1 protein-coding gene is annotated in these 1122 nt (G+C 68.1%); it reads right to left on the minus strand.

Features of this window, described 5'->3' with window-relative positions; genetic code table 11:
* Nucleotides 1–33: 33 nt before the first annotated feature.
* Nucleotides 34–1122: transposase (locus ACZ4WH_RS44010; RefSeq protein WP_468191993.1), on the minus strand; the 1089-nt coding region annotated here is incomplete at its 5' end.

Here is a 1122-nt window from a genome sequence, read left to right on the forward strand (position 1 = left end):
GGACGCTGTTGGTTTATTCCGCCCCGCTGGATCTCATTCAGCGGGGCGGAGTGCTGCGAAGGGTGAAACGCGGGTCTTGGCGAGTGGTCTGCCGGCGAGCCAGGCATCGATGCGGGCGAGGTTGACGGCGGCGCCGGTGAAGTGGTGCTGCAACCGGGTTTTGGCGAGGCCGCGGTAGCGGGATCTGCGCAGGCCGAACGCCTGGACGCCCTGTGCGATGGTGCCCTCGACGCCGGCTCGGTGTCCGTAGCGGCGGCGCCACTGGTCAGTGTCCTGCTCGATACGGGCTTGCTGAAGGATGTCGTGCTCGGTCTTCGGTCTCAGAGTCAGGTTGCGGCCGGTCCTGGAGCTGGTGCACGAGGTCCGCAACTCACAGGGGTCGCAGTGCCGGGCGGCGAACCGGACCCGGGTGACCGGGGCGTCGAACTGGCTCTGGGCTTCCCGCCAGACAACACTGGTCTGTCCGCCGGGGCAGACGGCCTGACGCTGGTCCCAGTCGATGGTGAAGCGGGTGTTGTCGAAGATGTCGCCGGTCGCCTGTCCCTTCACGGTGTTGGATTGGACCGGGCCGACCAGCTCGATGCCGTGATCGCGGCGGGCCTGGTGGATCTGTTCGGCGTCGATGTATCCGGCGTCCACCAGGTGCTCGTCTGGCATCAGGCCCCGTTCGGCCAGGGCGGTGTGGATGTCCTCCAGGACGAGGACGTCGTTGACGGGCGCTGGCGTGGTGCGAATGTGGGTGATCAGATGCGGGGCGTCGGGCTCGCAGGTCTCGCTGAGGTGGACTTTGTAACCGGACCAGCCCAGTTCCCGTTTCGAACCAGTGCGGGCCTCGGGTTCATAGGGGGTCCGTAAGCGGATCAGACCGGGTGGAAGGTCCTTCGTCCCGCGCCAGCGCACGGTGCCCTCGACGTGGTGGAACTGCTGCACCCAGGTCTGCCGCAGGAACTCCACTGCGGGCAGGCTTCGCAACGAGGGCGGTGACGCGGCCGACCAGACGGCCTCCAGCAGCGTCATGCCGTCGGTCCCGCACTGGTCGGCGTGTTCGACTCGGGCGGCCCACCGGGACGCGAAGCGGCTGTCCTCCGGCCTGGCCGAGTAGCGGTCGAACCACTCCGACGG

The organism is Streptomyces sp. NPDC029138, assembly GCF_055564375.1.